At 69.9% G+C, this 21,979-nt stretch carries 17 protein-coding genes; 10 read left to right on the top strand and 7 right to left on the bottom strand.

Going from position 1 to position 21,979, the window contains the following annotated elements; genetic code table 11:
• The first annotated feature begins 5 nt into the window (after positions 1–5).
• From OHS70_RS30270 to OHS70_RS30285, 4 genes are all read left to right on the top strand, one after another.
• Complete coding sequence (locus OHS70_RS30270; RefSeq protein WP_328402580.1) at positions 6–728, top strand: helical backbone metal receptor; 723 nt, start codon at positions 6–8, stop codon at positions 726–728.
• A 283-nt stretch (positions 729–1,011) separates the two neighbouring features.
• Positions 1,012–1,560, top strand: a complete 549-nt coding sequence (locus tag OHS70_RS30275) for a hypothetical protein (protein ID WP_328402582.1) — start codon at positions 1,012–1,014, stop codon at positions 1,558–1,560.
• Positions 1,561–1,594: 34 nt separating this feature from the next.
• On the top strand, positions 1,595–2,575 hold the full coding sequence (locus OHS70_RS30280; protein ID WP_328402584.1) for an asparaginase: 981 nt from the start codon (positions 1,595–1,597) through the stop codon (positions 2,573–2,575).
• Positions 2,576–2,601: 26 nt separating this feature from the next.
• Positions 2,602–3,063, top strand: coding sequence for a PPC domain-containing DNA-binding protein (locus OHS70_RS30285; protein ID WP_328402586.1), 462 nt, complete (start codon positions 2,602–2,604; stop codon positions 3,061–3,063).
• Between the two features lie 2,078 nt (positions 3,064–5,141).
• On the opposite strand, the gene OHS70_RS30290 is transcribed toward OHS70_RS30285, so the two are convergent.
• Entirely contained in the window at positions 5,142–7,091 is a 1,950-nt protein-coding gene (locus OHS70_RS30290) for an amino acid transporter (RefSeq protein ID WP_328402588.1), read from the bottom strand.
• Positions 7,092–7,654: 563 nt separating this feature from the next.
• Positions 7,655–8,794, bottom strand: coding sequence for a TDT family transporter (locus OHS70_RS30295; protein WP_328402590.1), 1,140 nt, complete (start codon positions 8,792–8,794; stop codon positions 7,655–7,657).
• A 70-nt stretch (positions 8,795–8,864) separates the two neighbouring features.
• Between OHS70_RS30295 and OHS70_RS30300 the strand changes: the two genes are divergently transcribed.
• Positions 8,865–9,797, top strand: a complete 933-nt coding sequence (locus OHS70_RS30300; protein WP_328402592.1) for a LysR family transcriptional regulator — start codon at positions 8,865–8,867, stop codon at positions 9,795–9,797.
• A gap of 186 nt (positions 9,798–9,983) precedes the next feature.
• Here OHS70_RS30300 and OHS70_RS30305 read toward each other — a convergent pair whose 3' ends face one another.
• The 3 genes from OHS70_RS30305 to OHS70_RS30315 form a co-directional block, all read right to left on the bottom strand.
• Positions 9,984–10,667: a gamma-glutamyl-gamma-aminobutyrate hydrolase family protein gene (locus OHS70_RS30305; protein WP_328402594.1), complete on the bottom strand. Its 684-nt coding sequence runs from the start codon at positions 10,665–10,667 to the stop codon at positions 9,984–9,986.
• Between the two features lie 26 nt (positions 10,668–10,693).
• Complete coding sequence (gene eat / locus OHS70_RS30310; RefSeq protein WP_328402595.1) at positions 10,694–12,160, bottom strand: ethanolamine permease; 1,467 nt, start codon at positions 12,158–12,160, stop codon at positions 10,694–10,696.
• A gap of 151 nt (positions 12,161–12,311) precedes the next feature.
• A complete protein-coding gene (locus tag OHS70_RS30315) occupies positions 12,312–13,052 on the bottom strand; it encodes a FadR/GntR family transcriptional regulator (protein ID WP_328402597.1) in 741 nt (246 codons plus the stop codon).
• 78 nt (positions 13,053–13,130) lie between these two features.
• Here OHS70_RS30315 and OHS70_RS30320 point away from each other — a divergent pair, with 78 nt between their 5' ends.
• The 4 genes from OHS70_RS30320 (at position 13,131) to OHS70_RS30335 (ending at position 17,837) form a co-directional block, all read left to right on the top strand.
• Positions 13,131–14,495, top strand: coding sequence for a glutamine synthetase family protein (locus OHS70_RS30320; protein ID WP_328402599.1), 1,365 nt, complete (start codon positions 13,131–13,133; stop codon positions 14,493–14,495).
• An 8-nt stretch (positions 14,496–14,503) separates the two neighbouring features.
• Positions 14,504–15,874 carry an aldehyde dehydrogenase family protein gene (locus OHS70_RS30325; protein ID WP_328402601.1) on the top strand — a complete coding sequence of 457 codons (1,371 nt, stop codon included), beginning with the start codon at positions 14,504–14,506 and terminating at the stop codon, positions 15,872–15,874.
• Between the two features lie 6 nt (positions 15,875–15,880).
• Entirely contained in the window at positions 15,881–16,666 is a 786-nt protein-coding gene (locus OHS70_RS30330; RefSeq protein ID WP_328402603.1) for a 3-oxoacyl-ACP reductase, read from the top strand.
• 196 nt (positions 16,667–16,862) lie between these two features.
• Positions 16,863–17,837 (top strand): DUF2510 domain-containing protein, encoded by a 975-nt coding sequence (locus OHS70_RS30335; RefSeq protein ID WP_328402605.1) that lies wholly within the window; start codon positions 16,863–16,865, stop codon positions 17,835–17,837.
• A gap of 65 nt (positions 17,838–17,902) precedes the next feature.
• Here the strand turns inward: OHS70_RS30335 and OHS70_RS30340 are convergent, their stop codons facing one another.
• Entirely contained in the window at positions 17,903–19,084 is a 1,182-nt protein-coding gene (locus OHS70_RS30340; RefSeq protein WP_328402607.1) for a MarR family transcriptional regulator, read from the bottom strand.
• 27 nt (positions 19,085–19,111) lie between these two features.
• Between OHS70_RS30340 and OHS70_RS30345 the strand changes: the two genes are divergently transcribed.
• Positions 19,112–20,125 (top strand): EamA family transporter, encoded by a 1,014-nt coding sequence (locus OHS70_RS30345; RefSeq protein ID WP_328402609.1) that lies wholly within the window; start codon positions 19,112–19,114, stop codon positions 20,123–20,125.
• A gap of 60 nt (positions 20,126–20,185) precedes the next feature.
• Here OHS70_RS30345 and OHS70_RS30350 read toward each other — a convergent pair whose 3' ends face one another.
• Positions 20,186–21,367, bottom strand: coding sequence for an amino acid deaminase/aldolase (locus tag OHS70_RS30350; protein WP_328402611.1), 1,182 nt, complete (start codon positions 21,365–21,367; stop codon positions 20,186–20,188).
• Positions 21,368–21,979 lie beyond the last annotated feature (612 nt).

Genomic DNA, 21,979 nt, shown 5'->3' on the forward strand with positions numbered 1-21,979 from the left:
CCCCGGTGCGTGTTGTGTCGCTGGTGCCCTCGCTGACCGAGGCCGTCGCCGTCAGCGCCCCCGGGCTGCTGGTCGGTGCCACCGACTGGTGCAGTCACCCGGCCGACCTGGATGTCGTACGGATCGGCGGCACCAAGAACCCGGACGTGTCGGCCGTCGTCGGGCTGCGGCCCGACCTGGTGATCGCGAACGAGGAGGAGAACCGCGCACCCGACCTGACCGCCCTGCGGGACGCGGGCGTCGAGGTGGTGCTCACCGAGGTGCGTGACCTGGACCAGGCGTTCACCGAACTGGAGCGGGTGCTGGTGACCGGATGCGCGCTGCCACGGCCACGCTGGCTGGACGAGGCACAGCGGGCCTGGTCGCGGGTCGAGCCGCTGACCGGGCTGCGTGCCGTGGTGCCCGTCTGGCGGCGGCCGTGGATGGTGCTCGGCCGCGACACCTTCGCCGGCGATCTGCTGGCCCGGCTCGGCGTCGCCAATGTGTACGCGGACCACGAGGAGCGCTACCCCCGCATCCCGCTGGAGGAGTTGCGGGCGAGCGGCGCCGATCTGGTCGTCCTGCCCGACGAGCCCTACGCCTTCGGCCCTGACGACGGTCCCGAGGCGTTCCCCGGCCTGCCCGCCTCCTTCCTCGACGGCAGGCATCTGACCTGGTACGGCCCCTCGTTGGTGACTGCCCCGCAGGTGCTCAGCGCGGCGCTGCGAGCAGCACACCATCGGATGTAACTTCCTTCGCATGGGCCGGTGGTGATGTTCGACCGTCTCAATCGCGTCTTCCAGGTGCCGGGGGTCTCGCGTCAGGCGGTCGATGTCGTAAACGATCAGCCCGTCGACACGCTCACCGTTCGGTGCGAATCCCCGGACCGATGACCTGGTACAGCGAGCACACTGGGGCAACTTACAGGGGCAGAACTGGGCAGGGCTGGCACGGCTGTCCACGGAGGAGATCGAGGGCGAGATACTCGCCGGAGAGTCGGAGCCGTCGCTCTCCTGCTCCTCCGTGCTCTTGATGTCTCTGCCGGTCATCGGCACGAAACGCTGCTGCACCAAGACCCTTGGAGGGCCGAGCACGCGGGCGTTCTGCGTCCCCGAAGCCGTCGTTCAAGCCTCGCCCCGACATGAGCGGATCCTGCTCTTCCTTGCGGTGGCACTCATGGAATCTCTCGGCATCCATGCGCAGGTCACCACCGACGCGTCGTACGAAGCCGTCGAAGGGTTCGTTGTTGCGCCCAACAAGGAAGCGATCATCGCCAACTGGGTTCGGGGTGATGGAATGTGGCATGTCGACGTGACCGGACGGTCCTCGATCGTCCGTGCGTTCACCAACGCCGCAGGCGACGTTGCCGCAGATTCGATCATCGAGGCGCCAACGGCAGGGCAGCGTCTGCGCGCCCTGGCGCACTACCTCGATCTTCCTTGGACGTGGCTGATCCATCGATGTGGCCAGTTGGGCAAGTACGGAACATCGGGTCTGATCCAGTCCCGGAGCCGTCTCGTGTCAGCAGTCGGCCTCGACGCAGCATGCTCATACGTCGGCGCCCTACCGACCGATGGTTAGCCAGCAAGCCACACAGCACATAGGGAAGGCTCAGATGACGGACAGGCATCGACACGTCGCAGTGTTCTCACTCGGCGGCACCATCGCGATGACCTCGCAGGATGCGGGCGGTGCGACCCCGACGCTCTCAGCAACTGATCTCGTGGCGGCCGTACCAGGCCTTGCCAAGACGGGTATCCAGATCCAGGTCCACGACTTCCGGCAACTTCCGGGGGCTTCGCTGGCGTTCAGTGACCTGCTCGATCTCGTCAAGGAGATCGAAACGCTCGATGTGGACGGCGTGGTGATCACACAGGGCACGGACACCATCGAAGAGACCTCGTACCTGATCGACCTCGTGTACTCAGCCGAGATGCCGATCGTGGTCACAGGAGCGATGCGCAACGCGAGCATGGCGGGTGCCGACGGGCCGGCCAACGTGCTCGCAGCCGTCCGTGTCGCAGCCAGCGCCGAGGCCAGAGGGCTTGGGACCGTGGTTGTGTTCGGCGAGGAGATTCACGCAGCCCGATGGGTACGCAAGAGTCACGCCACCAGTCCTACCGCGTTCACGTCCTACCCCGGACCGGTTGGATACGTCGCGGAGGATCGAGTCCGGATCTGGAGCCGGCCGGCCGACGAGCCCAGGATCCCGCTCAATCCGCTCAGCAACGACGTCAGGACCGCAGTGGCGCTCGTCGGACTCGGAGATGATGGAGTCGTTCTGCGAGCGATCGGAGCGCAGGTCAACGGCTTGGTTGTTGCCGCGTTTGGCGCCGGTCACGTTCCGATGAGCTGCGTTGATGCCCTGGCAGACCTTGCCAAGGAGATGCCGGTCATTCTGGCGACGCGCACCGGGGCTGGACCTGTCCTCTCCGATACCTACGGATTCCCAGGTTCGGAAGCCGATCTGCTGTCCCGTGGGCTCATCGCGGCCAACTCTCTCGGGCCCGTCAAAGCTCGGATTCTGCTCCAACTCCTTTTGATGCGTGGTGCCGATACCAGCGAGATCGCAGAGCACCTCAGCCACATCCACTGACCCAGGCCCATCCTGAGAGGACCGTCTTGCGCAGCTACGAGTTGACCACCGGCCGAACCTTCGGAGTGGCATTCGACCACGGCGACGACTTCTTTCCCACACTCGCCGAGTTCTGCCGCAGCAACGGCGTACGGCACGGATACATCCCCATGTTCATCGCAGGCTTCGCCGAGGCCGAGATCGTCGGTGCGTGCGAGAAGCTGGAAGATCCAGAGGCTCCGGTATGGAGCAAGGTGCACCTGACCGGAGTCGAGGCGATGGGATGCGGAACTCTCGCCTACGACGCCGAGACGGATACGGTGTCGCCGCACATCCATACGTCACTCGGAGAGAAGGCGCGCTCAGCCAACGGGCATACAAGTCACTTGCTCAGCGCCCAGGTTCAGTTCCTCGTCGAGATGCTCGTGGTCGAGGTGATCTCACCGGTCATGACCCGTCCACAGAATCCGGACCTCTACAACGTCCCGCTACTGACCTTCGGTACATGATCTCCACGAGCGCCCGTTGAGTGGCGCGGACAGACTTTCCCTACATCATCAAGTGCTCGCTGCGCTCGCTGCCCGACCGGGGTTCGGGCGGTTAAGCCGGATCAGTGCCAGCCCAGCCGTTGCCACGCAGCCCAGCCACAACGGCCCGGCTCCATCCTCAGCCGCCCATGCGACGAGTGGCCCCCAGAAGGTTCAAAGACAGCAGCGCACCACGCCCCGGGGGAAGAGGCGGACGCTCGGGAGAACACCACAGTTGACGCATCGAGCGTCTGCGTTCCCGGCCTCCTGAACTGCGGTAGCAGTCTGACGCGAGGTCAGAGGTGCCGCGCACAGCGCGGCGCCGCCGGCCGGACGCCGCCGCGCTTGCCCCTCAATGTCTACGCCACCGGGGCCGCACGTCGTCGCCCGCCCGCGCCCACGAGGGGGCGAAAAGAACCAGGCCGGGGGTGGGGACGATCGGCTCGCTTTACCCACCTCCCCGATTCGGGTCCCGCGTCGAGCAAGAGCAGGGGGCCACTCGGACGTATTACGGGCAGGGGACAAGCCTGCCCGAGTAGCCGGCAAGCGTACGGCCCCCTGATCATGCACGACCCCATCCCGGACAGGACACCGGCCAAACCCGCACAGCCGACCTCGACACTGTTGGTCTCGCACTGTTCATTGGGACGCATGGCGTCGATCCCGGGCAAGTACGAGAAGGCAGCGCCGAGGCTGGCGGTAGTCCTGGAAAAGGTGAAGCGGGGAATCAGCAGCACCCGCCGTGCCACTCATGCCGGGCATCTGTAGGTAGAGGCGTGTCAGGCGCTTGTCGAAGCCCTGTATGAATTACTCCGATTTGCTGATAATCGCTGCGTGTCGATCAGGTGTGACGATCGATCGGCTGCCCACGGGACAGGCTCGCCCTTGGGTTCGGACAAGGAGTCCCCAACCGATCGAACGAGGAGCGCGTACATGAGTCCTGACAACAGGACAGGTTCCCGACTGGGACCTCTGCCCCGTCGAGCCAAGTGGAGGGCCAGCGGCACGATCGCCTCACTGGCGATGGTCCTGGCGGCCGGGGTGGTCAGTCCGGTCGCGGCCGCCGCTCCCAGCGTGAACGAACGCGTGAGCGCGACGAGCGGCCCGGGCGACAAGTGCAAGGACGGGCCGGGCCGCGGCGACAAGGACAACTGCAAGAAAGGCCCGAAGGGCGCAACCGGCGCAACAGGGCCCACGGGACCGTCGGGACCCACGGGTCCGACGGGTCCGACGGGCACGCAGGGCGACCCGGGTGACCCGGGTCCGACCGGTCCGACGGGTCCGACCGGTCCCGCAGGGCCGACGGGCGCCACGGGTGCCACCGGTGCTCCTGGTCTGACAGGGCTCGAGATTGTTTCTGTGCCCTTCTCGTGCGAACCGCAGCAGCTCTGTGGGGAGGACGCATCCTGTCCCCCGGGGAAGATTCTCACCGGCGGCGGTCTCTTCACTGAGCAGTGGAGCGGCGCTGCCCCCTACGTCGTGTCAAACGGGCCGCTGACAAGCACCCAATGGTTCGCGCAGGTCCAAAACCAATCTCCGACGGAATCGTTCGCGTCCGACCATTTCGTACGGGCGATCTGCGCGGACGTGGACGGCTGAGGCGAAGTCCCGACAGCCAAGAGTGCCGGGCCCTCACCAGTGCGTGTTTCTCCACGTCGGATTGCGACTGTCGTCACCACAGCTGATCGCCTCGGGGTGACGAAGGGCTGTGTGCCAGATCGAGCGGTCAGATCGTGCTGTACAGCAGTGGAGTACAGCAACACGCCGACTGCGGCTGACCTTCAACACACCTGAGAAGCCGGGAAGCCAGCCCAGCAGACCTCAGCGACCGCCCCGCCGATAGTTCACATCGAGGGTCAGGGTGAGTGTCTAACTGCGTGACAACGCCGACGCACAACAGCGGACACCCGCGCACACCGACGGACTATCGCAGCATTGAAAGGCACGGCGGCCCAAGGTCGGGCGCCCGGCCATGGTGCTTCGGGACGAAAGGTCAGGCGGGCCGGGGACTTGCCTCGGCCCTCGAGACTGCGCCTGCCGCTGGCGCCCATGGCCGTGGTTCAGCCGACGTGGATGCGGGGTCGGTTCTCGCGGTTGGGTTCGGCCTCACGCAGGACCTCGCGGGTGACGGGAGCGACCTCGCCCTGGCCGAAGAGGAAGAAGCGGAGGAAGTTGGCGAAGGGGCTGCCCTCGGACCATTCGAAGTACATGTGCGGGCGCTGGCCGGTGGCGTCACGTACGTGCAGGAGGAAGGCGGCCAGGGCGTTGGGGATGGAGGAGCTTTCCAGGGTCAGGACACGGTAGCGGTCGTGCATCACCTCGCCGCGTACGTTCAGGCCGGCCTCGAACTCCGAGGGGTCGCCGACGGTGACCTCGACAAAGATGAAGTCGTCCCCTGTCGGCACGTCGTTGTCGGCCCGGATCTGGTGGATCTTTTCGCGGTACTCGGCGACGTCGCGCTGGTCGGGCTCGTTGGCGATGAAGCGGATCGTGCGATGGGAGATGTCGCGGATGAAGCGCTCGGCCATGTCGTCCAGCGTCACGCCGGTGACGCGCAGCTCGAAGGCGCGGGCGAGGCGGGAGGCCAGGGACAGGATGATGATGCCTGCGATGAAGCAGGCGCCGATCTTCACGCCGTCGGGGCGCTCGATGACGTTGAGGACGGTGGTGTAGAGGAAGACCGCCGAGATGACGGCGAAGGCGATCGTCCAGCTCCGTTGTCCGGCACGGTGGGCGGCGATGGTCACGGCGATCGCTGCGGAGCAGATCAGTACGAGCACGCCGGTGGCGTAGGCGCCGCCCTGGGCGTCGACATCGGCGTTGAAGATCCAGGTGACGAGGAAGGCCACGAGGGTGAAGACGATCACCATGGGTCGCACGGCGCGGGCCCAGTGCGGGGCCATGCCGTAGCGGGGCAGGTATTGGGGCATCAGGTTGAGCAGTCCGGCCATGGCGGAGGCGCCGGCGAACCAGAGGATGGCGATGGTGGAGACGTCGTAGACGGTGCCGAAGGCGCTTCCGAGGTACTCGTGTGCGAGGTAGGCGAGCGCTCGTCCGTTGGCCTCACCGCCAGGCTCGAACTCCTTGGCCGGGATGAGCAGAGTGGTGATGAAGCTGGTGGTGATCAGGAACACGCTCATGATGACCGCGGCGGTGGTGAGCAGCTTCTTTGTGCCGCGGATGCGTCCGGTGGGCTTCTCCTCGGTGTCGCCGGGGACGCCCTCGACGTGGGGCATGACCGCGACGCCGGTCTCGAAGCCGGACAGGCCGAGCGCCAGCTTGGGGAAGACGAGCAGGGCCACACCGACCATGGCCAAGACGTTTCCGTGCTGGGTGGTCAGGGCGGTGGACCAGTCGGTGACGACGTGCGCCTCGGTGGCGAGGTGCCACAGTCCGGTGACGACGATGACCACGTTCAGGGCCAAGTAGGCGCCGACCAGGGCAACGGCGACGCCGATGGCCTCCAGGAAGCCCTTGAGGAAGACCGCCCCGAGCAGAGCGATCAGCAGCAGAGTGACGATCATCTGCTGGCCATGCAGCCAATGGGGCACGTGCGGGTTCTCCACCAGGTGAATGGAGGAGTCCGCCGCCGACAGGGTGATGGTGATCAGGAAGTCGGTGGCGGCGAAGCCGAGCAGGGTCAGGACGAACAGCTTGCCCTTCCAGAACGACAGCAGTCGCTCCAGCATGGCGATCGAGCCCTGACCGTGCGGGCTCTCCTCGGCCACGCGCCGGTAGACGGGCAGCGCTCCGGCGAGAGTGACGATGACCAGCACGATGGTCGCCACCGGTGACAGCAGCCCCGCGGCGAGCGCGGCAATGCCGGGCTGGTAGCCAAGGGTGGAGAAGTAGTCGACACCGGTCAGGCACATGACCCGCCACCAGCGCTGCCCCTTGTGAGCCGCCGGCGCCTCAGCACGTGCTCCCTTCTGGTGCCTGGCCATGTCGGACAGGCCCTCCAGCATCCACGCGCGCATTCGGCTCGTACTCGTGGGAAGGGGCGCGGACATCGGTGCTCCAGGGCTATGGCGGACGATTTCGACCATCCGGAGACGGCCAGATCAGCGTAGGCAGCAATTGACCCCGCCAACGATCGCGCGCACGGAGGTGGGTGCCGGACTCCTACGAGGGGTTTGGAGGCAGAACCCGACCTACGAGCGGGCCCCAAATTGGCGCAGGGCCGGGCATAACGCAGCCCCATGGCCGTAGGCGAATGTCCCCCGCTCTCGGCTCGCACGCCGGGCAATTCCTGCCTTTCGGGCAGTGTCAAGAAAACGCTAGAACTTCCGGAGTGGTCGCACGTTTGATCGAGTGGGGAATTGGCTTGAGAGGTCTGTCCGTGCCACAGACGTGCCACACGGAGGGGTGGTCGTGCCAGATTCGTGCCAGATCGAGCGGTCAGCCACGGTCAATCGGTGCGCGTGACGGTGCAGACGTGTGTGGGGAAGCTCAATGCCCTCGGATGGCGGGTGACCAGCGAGGACGCGTCTGCGATGCGTGCCAGGCTTACAAAGCAGGTGTCGTCGGCTGTACGTCGGCCGGACTGAACGAAGCGCAGAGGGTCAGATCGAAGTTACTTCTGTAGAGGTGCTGCGAGCAGCTCTCCGCGCAGCAGGCCCCGCAGGGTGAGGCTTCCGGCCACCGCCCAGGCCGTCACCAGGAACGCGTACAGGGCGAGGGAGAGCCACTCGTAGACGGCCAGACCCGTGTGGCGCGCAAGGGTGGCAGCGCCCGTCACGCAGGTGCCGACCGGGAAGGTGAAGGCCCACCAGGTCATCGTGAAACGCATCCCGAGGCGGGCCGACCGCAGCACCATCGCGCCGGCCAGCGCCAGCCACAGCAGCGCGAAACCCATCACGGGCACGCCGTACACGACGGCGAACGCGGAGAACGCGGACGCGTACGGCGCCTCGATCGCTACCGGTGCGACATCTGCGAGCTTGTTCACGGCGGTGGTCGACTGGCCGAGCGGTCCGAGAACGAGGAAGAGCGAGGGGCTCAGCGCGAGCGGCAGCGGGCCGTGGTGCACGAGCCGGGCGAAGACCACCGGCAGGATCAGCAGTGTGGCCAGCAGACTGATGCCGAACAGCGCGTAGCTCGCCAGCAGCAGCGTCTCGCGCCACTGGCCTGTCGTCGGCAGGAACGGGATCAGCAGCGGCCCGAAGGCCGCGGAGACCATCGGCGCGACCACCGGCAGCAGCCACACGGGCGAGGCGCTGCCGGGGCTCACCTGGTGGCGCACCATCATCAGACAGGGCACGCCCACGGCGGCCACCAGAGCGATGACGGTGCCCGCCACGAACAGCACCACGGCAGCCGGTAGTGCCACCTGCTCGCCGAGCGCGCCGCGGCCGACGGTGAGGGTGCTGATGCCGACGGCGAGCAGCGCCATGGACAGACAGCCGTAGAACGGCGCGACCGCCGGATCGAGCAGATGGGCGCGGGCCTGGTCACGATGGAGGATCCAGTGCGCTGTACGGGCCGTGAGCACCGCGGACAGCAGCACCGCGGACAGTGCCCACACCCCGGTCCGGGCGGCCGCGAAGCCGGGGAAGTCCAGCGGCACGGCGGCGCCGGCGCTCGCCACGATCGCGGTGCCCATCACCGTCGCGTACCAGTTCGGGCCGAGATACCTCAAGGGCCGCAGCGCGACGGCGTCTGGGGTGCGAGCGGGCGCGCGAAGCTCGGCGCGGGGTGGGGCGACGGTGACCATGGGCACACTGTGGCCAGAGCAGAGTGGCCCCACCAGGAACCTTCTCCCTATGCACCCATAAGCTGGTTTTATGAGTGATGAGGAACGTGTGCCGCTCACCCACCGGGTGCCCGACCTGGGCGCGCTGGAGCTGCTCCTCGCCGTCGCCCGGCACGGCAGCCTGGGGCGTGCGGCGCGCGAGGTCGGCATCACCCAGCCCGCCGCCAGCAGCCGGATCCGCTCGATGGAACGCCAGCTGGGCGTGGCGCTCGTCGACCGCTCGCCGCGTGGCTCCCGGCTCACCGACGCGGGGGCCCTCGTCACCGACTGGGCACGGCGGATCGTGGAGGCCGCGGAGGCCTTCGACGCCGGGGCGCAGGCGCTGCGAGGGCGGCGCGACTCCCGGCTGCGGGTGGCCGCGAGCATGACGATCGCCGAGTATCTGCTGCCCGGCTGGCTGATCGCCCTGAGGGCTCAGCGGCCCGGCACCGCGGTCTCGCTGCTGGCCGGCAACTCGGCGACGGTGGCCCAGCAGCTGCTCGACGGCGAGGCGGACCTGGGCTTCGTCGAGGGACTGTCCGTACCCGACGGCCTGGACGGCACGGTCGTCGGACACGACCGGCTGCTGGTGGTCGCGGCGCCGGGACACGCCTGGGCGCGGCGGCGGCGTGCCCCGCTGACGCCCGCGGAGCTGGCGGCCGTGCCGCTCGTACTGCGTGAACGGGGCTCCGGCACCCGTCAGGTGCTCGACTCGGCCCTGTCCTCCTACGGCGGACTGGCGGAACCGCTGCTGGAGCTCGCCTCCACCACGGCGGTGAAGGCGGCGGCGGTGAGCGGGGCGGGGCCGGCGGTGCTGAGCGAACTGGCGGTCACCGAGGAGCTGGCGTCGCGACGACTGACCCGCATTCCGGTGGAGGGGGTGCGGCTGGAGCGTGATCTGCGGGCCGTCTGGCCCCAGTCGCACCGGCCGACCGGGCCCGCGCGGGATCTGCTGGGGCTGACGCGGGGGTCGTCGTCGGGGTGAGGGCCGGGTGCCGGGCGCTTACGGGTGGGGGCCGTTGCGCGGCCTTTTCCGCACCCGGCCCTCCCCCTACGGCCGGGCGGCCGTGGGACGTACCCCCGGGCACGCAGGGGGAGGCCGGGCGGGGGCCGGCGCCCCCCGCCACAGGGCCTAGCCGCAATACCGGTGACTAAATCACCGGTATTGGGCCTAGCCGGTCGCCGCCGCCACCAGGGATGCCATCACCCGGACGTCCTCGCCCATCTCCGGGTGCCACTGCACGCCCAACACCCACGCGCCGCCCGGGAGTTCCACGGCCTCGACCGTGCCGTCCGCCGCGTGGGCGCTCGGCACGAGACCCGTGCCGAGACGGTCCACCGACTGGTGGTGGTACGTCGGGACCGGCGTCTCCTCCGGCGCGATCCGCCCGTACAGCGTGCCCGGCACAGGTTTCACCGTGTGCTCCCCGAACACACCCAACGATTCCCTGTGCCCTTCCATGTGCTGGACCAGCGTGCCGCCCAGGGCGACGTTCAGCAGCTGCATCCCGCGGCAGATGCCCAGCAGCGGGGTGCCGGACGCCAAGGCGGCCCGGATCAGGGCGAGTTCCCAGGCGTCCCGTTCCTGGGCCGCCGGTCCGGTGCGGGGCTCGCGCTCCGCGCCGTACCGTGCGGGCTCCACGTCCGGTCCGCCGGCGATGACCAGGGCGTCGAGCCGCGCCACCACCGCATCGGCGCGCGCCGGGTCGTCCGGCGGGATCATCGCGGCCAGGCCGCCCGCCGCCCGGACCAGGTGCGGATACCCGGCGGGCAGCAGCGCGGCGGGCAGGTCCCACACGCCCCATCGGGCCGAGGACTCCAGATAGGTGCTGATGCCGATGAGCGGCACGGACACGGTGACTCCGTTCCTGATCGATCCGGTCAGTCTCGTTCGAGCTCGGCCTCGGCGGCCGCGAGCGCCGCGAACTCCTCCTCCGGCGCGCGTGCCACCAGATGATGCCGACTGTAGATCGCGAAGTAGGCGAGGGCGACGGCGTAGACGCCCAGGGCCATGAACGCGGCGTCCTTGTCCACCAGGAACGTCGCGACCAGCGCGGACAGTGCCAGGACGAAGGCGACGGACGAGGTGACGATGCCGCCCGGGGTCCGGTAGGGGCGGGGCAGGTCGGGCTCGCGACGGCGCAGCACGATGTGCGACAGCGCCATCAGGGCGTAGCTGATGGTCGCGCCGAACACCGCGATGTTCAGCATCCGCAGCCCGCTCCCCGTGCCGGCCGCCAGTGCGAAGCCGATCGCACCCGGGATCAGGAGCCCGAGATAGGGCGACTTGCGGCGGCTGGTCAGCGACAGGAAGCGCGGCAGATAGCCGGCTCTGGACAGGGCGAACAGCTGACGGGACCCGGCGTAGATCAGGGAGAAGAAGGAGGCGACCAGGCCGGCGAGGCCCGCGTAGTTGACGAAGCGGCTCAGCGGCGTCGGGTCGCCGTCTCCCTGCAACGCCACGACCAGCGGGTTTCCGGCATCCTGGATGGCCGCGGAGCCCCGTGCGCCGGTCGACGCGAAGAAGGTGATCACGGCCAGCAGCACCAGGATGCCCATCGACAGAGCGAGCGCGCGCGGCATCGAGCGGACCGGGTCCTTCGCCTCTTCGGCGGCGAGAGGCACGCCTTCCACACCGAGGAAGAACCACATGCCGAAGGGGAACGCGGCCCAGATGCCGAGCAGGCCGAACGGCAGCCAGGAGTTCGCGCCGAACGCGTCCTTGTCGACCGGGATGTCGTCGAGGCTGTCCGCCTGGAAGTCGGTGAACGCGCCCACCGCGAAGATCAGCAGCGCCGCCACCGCGATCGCCGTCACCACCAGGCTGAAGCGCAGCGCCTCGCCGACGCCCCACAGATGGATGGCTATGAAGACGACGAAGCAGGCGAGATAGACCGGCCAGCTCGATTCGAGGCCGAAAAGCTTGAGCGATTCGACGTAGTCGCCGATGAAGATCGAGATGGCGGCGGGCGCGAGGATGTACTCGATCAGGATCGCGGTGCCGGTCAGGAACCCGCCCCAGGTGCCGAGAGCGCGCCGGGCGAAGCCGTAGCCGCCGCCGGCCGTCGGCAGGATCGCCGACAGCTCGGCGAGCGCGAAGACCAGACAGGCGTACATGCCGCCCATCAGCACGGTGGCGATGGCGAGGCCGCCGAATCCGCCCTTGGACAGACCGATGTTCCAGCCCGAGAAGTCGCCGGAGACGACATAGGCAACGCCGAGCCCGGTCAGCAGGAGCCAGCCGGCGCTGCCCCTGCGCAGCGTGCGCCGATTCAGATAGGCGTCCCCCACGATCTTGTCCGTGGGGGGTGCGGGGGTCGGGGTGCGCGAAGTGGTGCCTTCAGCCATGGGTCGCTCCTGGCAGAGGTCAAAGGTTTGTGCGGACACCATTGCGGCAGCCAAGCCGACTGCGCAAGCCCCGTGCGTAAATGCGAGGTTACGGATCGGCCGACGGCGGGCTCGGCGCGGGCGTCGCGCCCCGCGCGGCCGGCCGCCGCGCTCAGGCCAGAAAACCGCGCAGCAGCGCCGCCGTGCCCTCGCAGTGCTCGCGCATCACCTCGCGCGCCCCGTCCGGGTCGCCGTCCAGCACCGCCTCCACCAGCGCCGCGTGCTGATGCTGCGAGTGCTCCAGGTTCCGTACGAGCAGCGGGATGCAGTCCAGCAGATCGTTCAGCGTCGCCCGCACCGCGGCGTACTGCGCCGTCAGCGACGGCGACCCGGAGAGCTCGGCCAGGGTCAGATGCAGCAGTGTGTCCTGCCTGCGGTAGTCCGCGAGCGGCGCGTCGTGCGTCGAGGTGAGCGCTGTACGCAGACGCTGTGCGTCCTGGTCCCCCAGTCCGTGCGCCGCGCACAGCCCGGCCGCCCCGACCTCCAGCACCTCGCGGAAGCGCAGGGTGTCCTCGACGTCCACGCCCGCCACCCGCCGCCGCAGCTCGTCCTCGCCGTGGCTGTCCGGCCGGTGCAGCACGAACGTGCCGCCGTAACGGCCGCGCCTGCTCTCCACCAGGCCCTGGTCGGTGAGAACCTTCAGCACCTCGCGCAGGGTGACCCTGCTGATCCCCATGCGCTCGGCGAGCTCGCGCTCCGCCGGCAGCCGCCCGCCGGCGGGGACCAGGCCGAGGCGCAGCAACTGGAGGATCTGTTCCAGCGCCTCTTCGAAGCCGTTGCCCGCGCGGACGGGCCGCAGTACAGGGGTGAGCCGGTCGGTCGGCCCGCCCGTCGCCCCACTTGTCTTCGCCACCTCGCCGTTTCCCCTTCCCAAGCAATGGTCTTCAGCAATACCTTATGACTCCCGGCTGATCCAAGGAGGCGTAACCCTGTGGCAGACCGCAAACCCCCGCTCGCCGTCGAGGAACTGCGCGCCCTCGTCGCGAACGACGAGATCGACACAGTTGTCCTGGCCTTCCCCGATATGCAAGGGCGGCTCCAGGGCAAGCGGTTCGCCGCACCCTTCTTCCTCGACGAGGTGCTGGAACACGGCACCGAAGGCTGCAACTATCTCCTGGCCGTCGACACCGAGATGAACACGGTCGACGGCTACGAAATGTCGTCCTGGGAGCGCGGTTACGGCGACTTCGCCATGCATCCCGATCTCACCACGCTGCGCCGCGTGCCCTGGCACGAGGGCACCGCACTGCTCATCGCCGACCTCGCCTGGAACGACGGCTCGCCCGTCGTCGCCGCGCCCCGCCAGATCCTGCGCCGCCAGCTGGAGCGTCTCGCCGAGCACGGCTACACGGCACACGTCGGCACGGAACTCGAGTTCATCGTCTTCAAGGACACCTACGAGCAGGCCTGGGACCGCAACTACCGAGGACTCACCCCGGCCAACCAGTACAACATCGACTACTCGGTCCTCGGCACCGGCCGGATCGAGCCGCTGCTGCGCCGTATCCGCAACGAGATGGCCGCCGCCGGCCTGACCGTCGAATCAGCCAAGGGCGAGTGCAACCCCGGCCAGCACGAGATCGCCTTCAAGTACGACGAGGCGCTGGTCACCTGCGACCAGCACGCCGTCTACAAGACCGGAGCCAAGGAGATCGCCGCGCAGGAGGGCGTCTCGCTCACCTTCATGGCCAAGTACAACGAGCGCGAAGGCAACTCCTGCCACATCCACCTGTCCCTCCAGGACGCCGACGGCCGCAGCGTCATGGCAGGCGACGGACCCGGCGGCATGTCGCCCGTCATGCGCCACTTCCTCGCCGGCCAGCTGGCCGCGCTGCGCGACTTCTCGCTGCTGTACGCCCCGGGCATCAACTCCTACAAGCGGTTCCAGCCCGGCTCCTTCGCCCCGACCGCCGTCGCCTGGGGCCATGACAACCGCACCTGTGCGCTGCGCGTCGTGGGCCACGGCCGTTCGATGCGCTTCGAGAACCGGCTGCCCGGCGGGGACGTCAACCCGCATCTCGCCGTGGCGGGCCTGATCGCGGCCGGCCTGTACGGCATCGAGCAGCAACTGGAACTGCCCGACGCCTGTCCGGGCAACGCCTACGCCGCCGACTACGAACATGTGCCCACCACCCTGCGCGAAGCCGCCGAGCTCTGGGAGAACAGCGCCCTCGCCAAGGCCGCCTTCGGTGACGAAGTCGTCGCGCACTACCGCAACATGGCGCGGGTCGAGCTCGAAGCCTTCGACGCCGCGGTGACCGACTGGGAGCTGCGCCGCTCCTTCGAACGCATGTGAGGCACCACGTGTCAGAGCCGTACGAACTCGATGTGCTGAACCCCGCGACCGAGGAGGTCGTGGCGACCGTCCCCGGCGCCACCCCCGCGGACGTGGACGCCGCCGTCGCCCGGGCCGCCGCGGCCCAGCGCGTCTGGTCCGCCGCAGCGCCCGCCGACCGCGCCAGAGTGCTGCGCCGCTTCGCCGCCGTCGTCGACGGCCACATCGGTGAACTCGCCGCGCTCGAGGTCCGCGAAGCGGGCCACACCGTCGGCAACGCCCGCTGGGAAGCGGGCAATGTCCGCGATCTGCTCGACTACGCCGCCGGGGGAGTGGAGCGGCTGAACGGCCGGCAGATCCCGGTACCCGGCGGCCTCGACATCACGATCCTCGAACCACTCGGCGTCATCGGTGTGATCGCGCCCTGGAACTTCCCCATGCCGATCGCCGCCTGGGGCACCGCCCCGGCACTCGCCGCCGGCAACGCGGTGATCCTCAAGCCCGCCGAGACCACCCCGCTCACGGCGCTGCGCCTTGCCGAACTCGCCCTGGAGGCAGGACTTCCGGAGCATCTGTTCCAGGTGCTGTCGGGGCGCGGCGACATCGCCGGCGACGCGCTCGTGCGCCACCCGGGCGTGGCGAAGATCGTGTTCACCGGCTCCACCCGGACCGGCAAGCAGATCATGTCGCTCTGCGCCGGCCAGGTGAAGCGGGTGACACTCGAACTCGGCGGCAAGAGCCCCAACATCGTCTTCGCCGACGCGGACCTGGAGAAGGCCGTCGCGGCCGCCCCGATGTCCTTCCTGGACAACAGCGGCCAGGACTGCTGCGCCCGCACCCGCATCCTGGTCCAGCGCTCCGTCCACGACCGCTTCCTCGAACTCCTCGCGCCCGCGATCGAGTCGGTCGTCGTCGGCGACCCGGCCGACGAGCGGACCCAGATGGGCCCGCTGATCTCCAAGTCCCAGCTGGAAAAGGTGCGTTCCTACGTCCCCGACGACGCGCAGGCGATCCGCGGCTCGGCACCCGCCGGGCCCGGCTTCTGGTTCCCGCCGACGGTCCTCACCGGTGTCGACCCCGCCTGTCCTGCCGCCACCGAGGAGATCTTCGGGCCCGTCGCCGCCGTCCTGCCCTTCGACGACGAGGCCGACGCGATCCGGCTCGCCAACGCCACCGACTACGGCCTCTCGGGCTCCATCTGGACCCGTGACGTGGGACGTGCGCTGCGCGTCTCCGGGGCCGTGTCCGCCGGAAATCTCTCCGTCAACTCCCATTCCAGCGTCCGCTACTGGACGCCGTTCGGCGGCTACAAGAGCTCCGGCCTCGGCCGCGAGCTGGGCCCCGACGCCCTCACCGCTTTCACCGAGACCAAGAACGTCTTCATCAGCACGGAGGCCTGAACCACCATGACAGAGACCGAGAACATCTGCCGCCGCCTGGTGGGCCGCACCGCCGTCATCACCGGTGCCGGCAGCGGCATCGGCCTGGCCACGGCGCGCCGCCTTGCCGCCGAGGGTGCCCATGTCGTCTGCGGCGACATCGACGAGAGCGCGGGCAAGGCCGCGGCCGACGAGGTGGGGGGCACCTTCGTACGCGTCGATGTCACCGACACCGAGCAGGTGGAGGCTCTGTTCAAGACCGCGTTCGACACGTACGGCTCCGTCGACATCGCCTTCAACAACGCCGGCATCTCGCCGCCGGACGACGACTCGATCCTCGAGACCGGGCTGGATGCCTGGAGGCGCGTCCAGGAGGTCAACCTGACATCGGTGTACCTGTGCTGCAAGGCAGCCATCCCCTACATGCGGCGGCAGGGCAAGGGCTCCATCATCAACACCGCGTCCTTCGTGGCGCGGATGGGTGCGGCCACCTCCCAGATCTCGTACACGGCCTCGAAGGGCGGTGTGCTGGCCATGTCGCGTGAGCTGGGCGTCCAGTTCGCCCGCGAGGGCATCCGCGTCAACGCGCTGTGCCCGGGGCCGGTCAACACCCCGCTGCTCCAGGAACTGTTCGCGAAGGACCCGGAGCGCGCCGCCCGGCGGCTGGTGCACATTCCGGTCGGCCGGTTCGCGCAGGCGGAGGAGATCGCGGCCGCGGTGGCCTTCCTGGCCAGCGACGACGCGTCCTTCGTCAACGCGACGGACTTCCTTGTCGACGGTGGCATTTCGGGCGCGTACGTCACCCCGCTGTAGCCCGTACGGCCGCCGCCCCTAGGCCCTGTCCGGGCGATCTTGTCGGGCCCGCGGCGACAGCTACGGCACCTCGCTGTGTTGTCGGAGTCGCCCAAGTACGTCCAGTACGAGGGCGATCCTCCGCCTTGCGATGCACCGCATCTGACGCCGCAGGCTGATCCTCGAAGATCGCCCGGACAGGGCCTAGGGTGGCCGGATGAGCATGACGACCCCTCCCGGCTGGTACCCGGACCCGAACACGCCCGCCACCGAACGCTGGTGGGACGGGACCGCCTGGACCGCGCACTCCCGTGCGGCCCAGGCACCGGGGCCGGTACCGCAGGCAGGGTCGCCGCAGGGCGATCCGCACGGCGTCGGCTTCGGGGCGTCGGCCGTGCCCCTGCACCGGCCTGCGACGACGCCGGGCACCGGCGCCAGATACCGCAGCACGCTCGCGCTGGCGACAGCGGGGGTGGTGCTCGTGGCGGCGGTCGCCGCCGGTGCCGTGCTCCTCGGCAAGGACAACGGATCCACGCCCGAGGCGACCGGCTCCGTCACGCCGGCCGTCACGGCGACGGACGACCCCAAGGACGGCGCCTCCGAGTCCCCCTCGGACGGCGGGGACGCGGCCGAACTCGTCGACCAGTTCAACGGCATCACCATGCCCGTCCCCGACGGCTGGGAGAAGTCCAACAGCTCCCTCGACCAGGGCACGACGATGCACACCGCCGAGACATACGAATGTCCCGGCGGAGGCTCGCCGCTCTGCCGTCATGGCCGGGTCTCGTCCCTGACGGCGCCCCAGGCGGACGGCACCTCGGCCAAGGCGGTGGCGGAGAAGGACATCGAACGGGCGGCCGACGAGGTGTACGGCGAGGACGCCATCGGCAACAGCATTCACGGCGGCATCACCTCCCACACCGTGCTCGACCAGCGCACCATCGCGGTCGCGGGGCGGGCGGGTCATCTGGTGCGCTGGCGTGTGATCACCGGCAAGGGCCCCGGGGGCTATGTCCAGTCGGTGGTCTTCCCCTCGACCGTGGGTACGGAGGCGCTGGTCATGGTCCGCCTCGCCTTCGACGCGGGGCCCGACGCGCCGGAACCCGACGAGATGGACAAGATCGTCGCGAGCATCCGCCCGGTCGGGGACGCGACGAGCGGCGGCGTCGGCAGCAGCATCGGCCCGCGGTAGCGCAGCAGGCAGCAGCCCGACCACGCGGCCCGCTCCGGGCACCACGGGCCCTACGGCCCCGTAGGTCACCGCGCCCGGTCGGGGCGCGTGTCCGACTGCGCCAGCGCCCGGTACAGCGACGCGACCGAGGGGCTGCGGCCCGCGTTCCGGCCCGTGGTGATGGTCAGCTGTCCGGCGATCTCGGCCACCGGCACGCCCTGTTCGCGCAGCGCGCGGGCGCGCGCGAGCATGGCGTCGTCGATCACCTTCGGCCGCCCGCCGCGGGCGGCCGAACCCGTCCCGGCCGCCTGCTCCGGCTCCGGGCCCGCCATGGCGTCCCTGTCCGGCTCCGGGCCCGCCCCGGCCGTCGGCCCTGTTCCCTGTTCGTGATCAGCGGGCCGGTCCTGCTCCAGCTGGGAGGCCGCCGCCAGCACCGCGAAGAATGTGGTCCCCGGCTCGGCCGGGTCATGGACGCCGCTCAGCGGCCCGGCCTGGATCTCCAGCCGCACACCGTACTCACGCAGCCGGACGGCGATCGCGGCCAGCTCGCCGGTGCCGCGCGCGAGGGTCCGCAGGTCCGGCACGGTGAGAACCACCTGCTGGTCGGGTGCGGTCCGCCTGATCCCGCGCAGAAGCGCGAGAGCCTTCTCCAGTTCGGGCCGGGCACCCGAGCCACGCTCACCGTCGTACTCGATGCGCACGGGCTGCGTCCCCGCCGCGACGGCCTCCCCGGGAATTTCGCAAAACTCATTCTCATAACCATGCCGCTCCTGGGGAACGGTGTCCCCGAGCGACTCCAGCAGCGAGCGGAGTGCCGCGGCGAGTGCGGCGCGCCCGGAGCCGCTGACCCCGGCCAGCAGTCTGTTCTCCGTCGCGATGTGGTCCGGCAGTGCCCGGTCGATGAGCTCGAGGCCCTCGTCGGTGAGCGCCACGTGCACGACCCGGCCGTCCGACTCGCTCGGCGTTCGGGTCACCAGGCCGCGGGCCTGCAGGCGGTCCAGGCGCTGGGTGATGGCGCCCGATGTGACCATCGCGGACCGCGTGAGCGCGGCGGGTGTCATCCGGTGCGCGGGTCCGCTGCGCCGCAGCGTGGCGAGCACGTCGAACGATGCCGCGTCCAGCCCGTGCGCCGCGAACGTGCGGGCCAGTTCCCCGCCGATCAGCCGTGAGCTCCGCGAGAGCCGGCCGATCACCGCCATCGGTGACACATCCAGATCGGGGCGCTGTGCTCCCCACTGCCTCAGAACGAGATCGACATGGTCTGCCATGGCTCCAGCCTAGTCACTTCCTTAGCGATGAGATACATTCACTTAGTGCTAAGTGACCAGTTGAGAATCACTTTGGTGACCGCGCTGGCGCCCGCGATCTGGGGCACCACCTACCTCGTCACCACCGAACTGCTGCCGCCCGACCGCCCCCTGCTTGCCGCGGTCGTCCGGGCACTGCCCGCGGGACTGCTGCTCATGGCCATCACCCGGCGACTGCCGCACGGCGTGTGGTGGTCCCGCGCCCTCGTGCTCGGCGCGCTCAACATCGGTGTCTTCAACGCGCTTCTGTTCGTCGCCGCCTACCGGCTGCCGGGCGGGGTGGCGGCCACCGTCGGAGCCGTGCAGCCCCTGTTCGCGGCGGGACTGTCCGCGGTGCTCCTCGGTGAGCGGCTGTCGCTGCGCACGGCGCTCGCGGGAGTCGCGGGGGTGGGCGGGGTGAGCCTGCTCGTGCTGCGGGCGGACGCCCGGCTGGATGGCCTCGGGGTCGCTGCGGCACTCGGCGGGGCACTCGTGATGGCCGCGGGCATCGTTCTGGCGAAGCGGTGGCCCTCGCCCGCGCCGCTGCTCGCCACCACCGGCTGGCAACTGGTTGCCGGGGGACTGCTGATGCTCCCGGTCGCCCTGGCCGTCGAAGGACCGCCGCCCACGACGCTCACGGCGGCGAATCTGGCCGGGTACGCGTATCTCTCGCTCATCGGCGCCGCCCTCGCGTACGCCCTGTGGTTCCGGGGGATCCGCGCGCTGTCCCCGACGGGCGTGTCCTTCCTCGGGCTGCTCAGCCCCCTCGTCGCCACCGCGCTGGGCCTGCTCGTGCTCGGCCAGCGACTCAACCCCCTTCAGGCGGTCGGCGGTCTCGTCGTCCTCGCCGCGCTCGTCGCGGCCCAGGGCCGCCGGCAGAGCCGGCAAATACCGGACAAGCAGAAACAGGACAAGCAGACACAGGACAGGGAGCAAGGCTCCCTTCACGCGGATCACTGTGTTCGGAGCAGCGGGGAACACAGGTCGCCGAGTGGTCGGGGAGGCGCTGTCCCGCGGGTATGAGACCACGGCCGCCGTACGCGACCGAGCGCGTTTCGGCCGGCAGCGCGCCGGCGGAACGCGTTAGAGGAAGGTGAGGCCCTCACCGCGGTAGGTGGGGGCACTGCCCGTCACCCGGTCGCCCTCGATCAGATGCAGCGTGTCGAACCGCTCGCACATCTCCCCGGCCTTGGCATGCCGGAACCACACCTTGTCACCGATCAGCAGGTCGTCGGCGGCGGAACCGAGCAGCGGGGTCTGCACCTCGCCCGGGCCTTCCTGCGGGTCGTAGCGCAGACCCTCGGGGAGACACGGGACCGGCAGCCTGTCCTTGCCGGCCGCGCCGGACGCGGGGTAGCCGCCGCCGAGCACGGTCACCACGCCCACACCGGGGCGCCGCACCACGGGCTGGGCGAACAGAGCGGCAGGACGACCGCTGAACGAGGTGTAGTTGTCGAAGAGCCGCGGGAGGTACAGACCCGAGCCTGCGGCGATCTCGGTCACCGCGTCCTCCGCGGCGGTGTGCTGGACACTGCCCGTGCCGCCCCCGTTCACGAACTCCAGGCCGGGTGCGACCGCACGTACCGCCCGCACCACAGCGGCCCGCCGAGCGGCGAGCTCCTTGCGGGCCGCACTCTGCATCAGCCGTACGGCCCGTGAGCGCAGCGGAGATCCGTCGACCGAGTCGCCGACCCCGGCTATGTGCCCCTCGTACGCCATCAGCCCCACCAGCCGGAAACCGGGCCGGCGGACGACGGATCTGGCCAGCTCGGTCAGTTGGGCGGGCTCGCGCAGCGGAGAGCGCCGCGCCCCGATCCGTACCCGGCCGCCCAGGAGCTGGAGCGCGGTGTCCAGCTCCAGACACACCCGGATCTCCTCCGTGCCGCCCGCCCGCGCACCGTCGATGAGTTCGAGCTGCGCGTGGTCGTCGATCATCACGGTCACGGCCGCGGCGAGCTTGGCATCGCCCGCGAGCTCGGCGAAGCCCGAACGGTCCGCCGACGGATACGCCAGCAGTACGTCGTCGAAACCCGCGCGCGCGAGCCACAGCGACTCGTCGAGCGTGAACGACATGATCCCGGCGAAACCGTCCATCGCCAGCACCCGCTCCAGCAGTGCGCGGCAGCGCACCGACTTGCTGGCCACCCGGATGGGCTTGCCGCCCGCTCTGCGCACCAGATCCGCGGCGTTGGCATCGAATGCGTCGAGATCGACGACGGCGAGCGGGGCGTCGAGATGGGCGGTGGCCCTGTCGAAGCGGGTCATGGCCTGAGCTTGCCAGACCGGAATACCCCGGGGTAGGGGATGTTCTGGGCAGATCCACCGGACCTGCGGGCGCGTGGCCGACGACCTCGGCCGAGCCCGTTAGAGTGACGGGCACGCAGTGGCGAACGGGCCTGCCCCGAAGGGTGATCCGTCGGCGAACGTGAACCTGGAACGGGGGCGGAATGAGCACGGAGGCACAGCGCCCGTCGCCGTCGCGCATCTCGGACGCCTTCCAGCCCATGGAGCCGCCGGCCGCGGACGGGGACACGCCGCCCGCCACGTCGAACCAGGCTGCGCACCCGGACCGGCACACGGCCCCCGACCCGGACCGGGCCGCGCCGACGGTGCCGCCCCAGCCGCCGGCGCGTGTCACGCCCCCAGAGCCCGGCTCGGCGCCCGGCCCCGCGACGCGCCTGCCCGCCTCATCTGCCCCGCACCGTCCGACGCCGCCTGCCGCGTCCGCTGCGGACCGGTCCGCACCCGCGCCTGCCGCGTCCGCTCCGGACCGGTCCGTCCCTGGCGCACCCGCGCCTGCGGCGCGCACCGCCGCTCCGGGAGCGTCGGGTCAGGCGCCCGGGCGCGTGTCCGCTTCGGATGCGTCGCCCCGGTCCG

The organism is Streptomyces sp. NBC_00390 (assembly GCF_036057275.1).
Lineage (GTDB): Bacteria > Actinomycetota > Actinomycetes > Streptomycetales > Streptomycetaceae > Streptomyces.